The organism is Streptomyces ovatisporus (assembly GCF_042653885.1).
In the GTDB taxonomy this organism is placed as follows: Bacteria; Actinomycetota; Actinomycetes; order Streptomycetales; family Streptomycetaceae; genus Streptomyces; species Streptomyces ovatisporus.
Genome location: NZ_JBHSFH010000019.1, coordinates 1 through 4960, shown reverse-complemented (window position 1 = coordinate 4960; position 4960 = coordinate 1). Strand labels below are relative to the sequence as shown.

The 4960-nt window shown below is 70.1% G+C and carries 1 protein-coding gene; it reads left to right on the top strand.

All coding sequences use genetic code 11. The features are described from left to right. Positions 1-4960 (top strand): non-ribosomal peptide synthetase (locus ACFPA8_RS27475; RefSeq protein WP_386452902.1); only part of this gene is annotated, 4960 nt, incomplete at both ends.

The following is a 4960-nucleotide window of genomic DNA, read 5'->3' as shown; positions in this document are numbered from 1 at the left end:
CGCTGACGGCCAACGGGAAGCTCGATCAGCGGGCTCTGCCGGCGCCTGATCAGGGCTCCTACGCGTTGTCCGAGTACGTGGCCCCGCGCACCCCTGTCGAGGAGCAGGTCGCCGCCGTCTGGGCGACGGCCCTCGAGGTCGACCGGGTGGGGGTGCACGACAGTTTCTTCGATCTCGGCGGTGACTCCATCCGCGCCGTCGCCCTCGTCGGAGCCCTCCGCGCCGAGGGATTCGACCTGTCGGTGCGCGACGTCTTCGACCGCCGCTCGGTCTCGGAACTGTGCGAGCTGCTGACCGGCCGTACTGCCCTGTCCGCGGACCAGCTCGCCCTCGTGCAGCCCTTCGAGCTGATCTCCGACGAGGACCGGGACAGGCTCCCCGAGGGGGTCGTGGACGCCTATCCGCTGTCCCAGATCCAGACCGGCATGGTCATCGAGATGCTGGCCGACGAGGAGAAGAACCACTACCACAACTGCAGTTGCTTCCGGATTCTCGACGACGCCCCCTTCGACTTCGCCGCTTTCCGCCGCGCCACCGAGGAAGTCGTCGCCCGCCACGACATGCTGCGCACCTCGGTGCACCTCACCGGCTGCTCGGTGCCGATGCAGTTCGTCCACGCGAGCGCAGAGGCCCGCATCGGGACGCACGACCTCCGCGACCTCACCGACGAGCAGATCCAGGCCGCGCTGCGGGACTTCGTACGCGCCGAGCGGGCCGAGGCGTTCGACTTGAGCACCCCTACCCTGATGCGGTTCCACGCGCACGTCACCGACGGCACCACCTGGTGGATCTCCGTGACCGAGTGCCATCCGATCATGGAGGGCTGGAGCTACCACTCGCTCCTCATGGAACTGCTCGGCTGCTACCGGCAGATACGGGACGGCGGTTCGCCCGAACCCCACGAGCCGCCGGCCGTGCGCTTCGTCGACTCCATCGCCGGTGAACTCGCCTCCCTCGCCTCCGAGGACGACCGCGCCTACTGGCGCCGAGTCACAAGTGAATACGAGAAGTTCACGCTGCCGACGGCGTGGGGCGACGGCAGCGGGGCCCCTCGCGTCAAGCATCATGTGCAGGTCTCCTGGGAGGACCTGGAGCCTGCTCTGCGCGCGCTCGCCACCCGAGCACGGGCTTCGCTGAAGAGCGTCATGCTCGCCGCGTACGGCAAGGTGATGAGCCAGCTGACGGATGCGAAGGACTTCCACGCCGGTCTGGTCTTCGACGTGCGTCCCGAAGTGACGGGCGCCGACCGCGTGTACGGCATGTACCTCAACACGCTCCCCCTGGCCGTGGACCGGATGCCGGGGACCTGGCTGGAACTCGTACGGAACACCTTCACCCGGGAGGTCGAAGCCTGGGAGCACCGCAGGCACCCGCTCCCCGCCGTGCAGCGTGAGACCGGCAACAAACAGCTCATCGACGTCTTCTTCAACTACCAGGACTTCCGCCAGGTCGACGCCTCTCTCGTCGACGACAGCGTGGGCATCGACGACAGCCCCACCGAGTTCCCGCTGACCATCTCCTCGCGCGTCAAGCACATCTTCCTCACGGCCGACTCCTGGTCGCTCACCCTGGAGCACACCGAACGGATCGGCGTGATGTTCCGTGCGGTCCTGGAAGCGATGGCGGCCGACGCCGAGGGTGACGCGCGGGTGCCGCTGATACCCGCCGAGGAGCGGCGACGCCTCGTCGGCGAATGGGCGGCCAATCCGACCGCCCCGGTGACGCGGACCGTCCCCGAGCTCTTCGAGGAGCAGGCGGCACTCACACCCGGCGCCTGTGCGGTGGTGTCCGGCGACGAGCGGCTCACCTACGCCGAACTGGACGCCCGCGCCAACCGGCTCGCCCACCGGCTCCGTGAGCTCGGCGTCGCCCCGGAGTCCGTGGTCGCCGTGCTGCTCGACCGCGGAGCCGACCTGGTGACGGGGCTGCTGGCCGTCTGGAAGGCGGGCGGCGCCTATGTGCCGATGGACCCCGTCTTCCCGTCGGAACGCGTCGCCCACATGCTCGACGACGCTTCCGCCGGTGTGCTTCTGACCACCTCGGCGTACGAAGAGCGGGCAGGCGACGGCTTCGCCGGGCACACGCTGCTGCTCGACCGGGACCGGGAGGAGCTGGACACGCGCCCGGCGACGCGGCCGGAACGCGTCGACGACCTGGACCGGCTGGCCTACGTCATCTACACGTCCGGTTCCACCGGCCGGCCCAAGGGAGTTCTGGTACCGCACAGGGGACTGGTCAACCATGTCCGCTGGGCCGTCGAGGAGTTGACCACCGCGGGCGAGGGCGGTGCGCCCCTGTTCTCCTCCGTCGCCTTCGACCTGGTGGTGCCGAACCTGTGGGCGCCGCTGCTCGCCGGACAGCGGGTCCACGCCGTACCGCAGGACTGCGACCTCGGTGAGCTCGGCGGGACGCTGGCCGCACACGCCCCGTACTCCTTCGTGAAGTTGACGCCCGCCCACCTCGAGGTGCTGACGCAGCAGCTCTCCCCGGAGCAGGCGCAGCAGCTCGCTCCGCTGCTGGTGGTCGCCGGTGAGGCGTTCCGCCGCCAGGTGGTGCAGGCGTGGCAGTCGCTCGCTCCGGGCACGCGGCTGGTCAACGAGTACGGCCCGACGGAGAACTCGGTCGGTACCTGCGTCTGGCCCGTGCCCGGCACGTCCGAGGACGGCTGCCTGCCGGACGTGATGCCCATCGGCGGTCCGCTGCCCGGTGTGCGGATGTACGTCCTCGACGACCGCCTGGAGCCCGTTCCGACCGGCGTGACCGGAGAGCTGTACGTCGGCGGTACGGGCGTGGCACGCGGCTACCTCGCGCATCCGCAGCTGACCGCCTCCCGCTTCGTGCCCGACCCCTACGGCGACCCCGGCGACCGGCTCTACCGCAGCGGCGACCTCGTGCGGGTGCTGCCCGACGGCAACGTGGAGTTCCTCGGACGCGGAGACGGACAGGTCAAGATCCGCGGCTACCGCGTCGAACTGGGCGAGATCGAGGCGGCGCTCGGCGACCACCCGCGGGTGACGGACGCACGCGTCGTGCTCCGCGAGCAGGACCAGGGCGAGCTGCGGCTCGTCGCCTACCTCGTCCCTGCGGGGGAGACGCCCGTCGACGCCGCCGAACTGCACACCTTCCTCGGCTGCACCCTGCCCGAGTACATGGTGCCCACGGCGTTCGTGCCGCTGGAGGCCATCCCCCTCAACGCCAACGGCAAACTGGACCGGCAGGCCCTCCCCGATCCGGGGGAGGACGCGTACGCGCAGACGGAGTACACGGCCCCGCGGACTCCGCTCGAGGAACGTGTCGCAGCCGTGTGGAGCGACGTCCTCGGGTCCGGACGCATCGGCGTGGACGACGACTTCTTCGACCTCGGCGGCGACTCCATCCGGGCCGTGGCGCTGATCGGTGCCCTGCGCGGCGAGGGATTCGACGTCGCGGTACGTGACGTGTTCGCCCACCGGACCATCGCGGGACTGTGCCGGCTGCTCTCCGGAAGGTCTCAACTCTCCGCCGGGGCACAGAAGTTCACGGCTCCGTACGAGCTGGTCACCGAGGCGGACCGGAAGAGGCTGCCCGACGGCGTCGTCGACGCCTACCCGCTCTCGCTGGTGCAGACGGGCATGCTCGTCGAGACGCTGGCGGACGAGGAGCAGAACAACTACCACAACGTCAACGTCTACCGGGTCCACGACGAGGAGCCGTTCGACTTCGAGGCCTTCGAGGAAGCAGTCGGAATCCTCGTCGCCCGCCACGAGACGCTCCGCACCTCCGTGGCGCTGACCGGCTACTCGCGTCCGATGCAGTTCGTACACGCCCACGCGGACGTCCCGGCCGAACTGCGCGACCTCACCGGGCTGTCACAGGAACAGCAGCGGCAGAACATGCTCGCCTACGTCGCGGACGAGCGGACCCGCGTCTTCGACCTCTCGGCGCAGGCACCCCTGCTGCGCGTCGCCGCGCACATCCTGGGCGACGGCCAATGGCTGTGCACCTTCACGCAGAGCCACGCCATCATGGACGGCTGGAGCAACCAGCTGTTCCTGGTGGACCTCGTACACGTCTACCGGCGGCTGCGGGCCGGCCTGGAACCGGAGCCGTACCAGGCGCCGGCTGTGCGCTTCGCGGACTCCGTCGCGGCCGAACTCGCCGCCCTGGACTCGGCGGAGGACAAGGACTACTGGGAGCGCCTGGTCGCGGAACACACCAAGGCGGGGGTCCCCGACGGCTGGCACGGCGACCTTGCGGCTCCGGCCGAAGTGGTCCGCGCAGGCGTGCACTTCGACGACCTGACGGACCGGCTGCGGGCACTTGCCGCCTCGGCGAAGGTGCCCGTCAAGAGCGTGCTCGTGGCCGCGTTCATGAAGGTCATGGGCCAGCTCACCGACGAACCCGCCTACCACGCGGGCCTCGTCACCCATTCCCGGCTGGAGGAGCCGGGTGCGGACAGGGTCTACGGCACCTACCTGAACACGGTTCCCTTCCCCGCGGACCGTACGGCCCGCACGTGGCGGGAGCTGGTGCGGCAGGTCTCCGACCGGGAGATCGAGGCATGGCCGCACCGGCACTTCCCGATGCCGGGAATGCCGCAGCACGGCGGCGGACGTCTCGTCGACGTCTTCTTCAGCTACCTCGACTTCCACCGCATGGACTCGGAAGAGGCCGAGGACGGCTGGGGCTTCAACGACGCCCCCAACGAGTTCGCCCTCACCGTCACAGCGCTCGGCGGCACCCTGAGCCTGCGCTCGCACACCCACCACCTCAGCCAGGAGCACGCCGACCGGATCGCCGGCATGTTCCGCGCGGTTCTGGAGGCGATGGCGGCCGACGCGGACGGGGACGCCCGCGCCGTCCGTCTCCCCGCCGGTGAGGAGGAGTTGCTGCTCGCGGCGGGCGCCGCTGTGTCCTCCTCGGTGGTGTCGGAGACGGTGCATGAGCTGTTCGAGGGTCAGGTGGTGCGTGATCCGGGTGC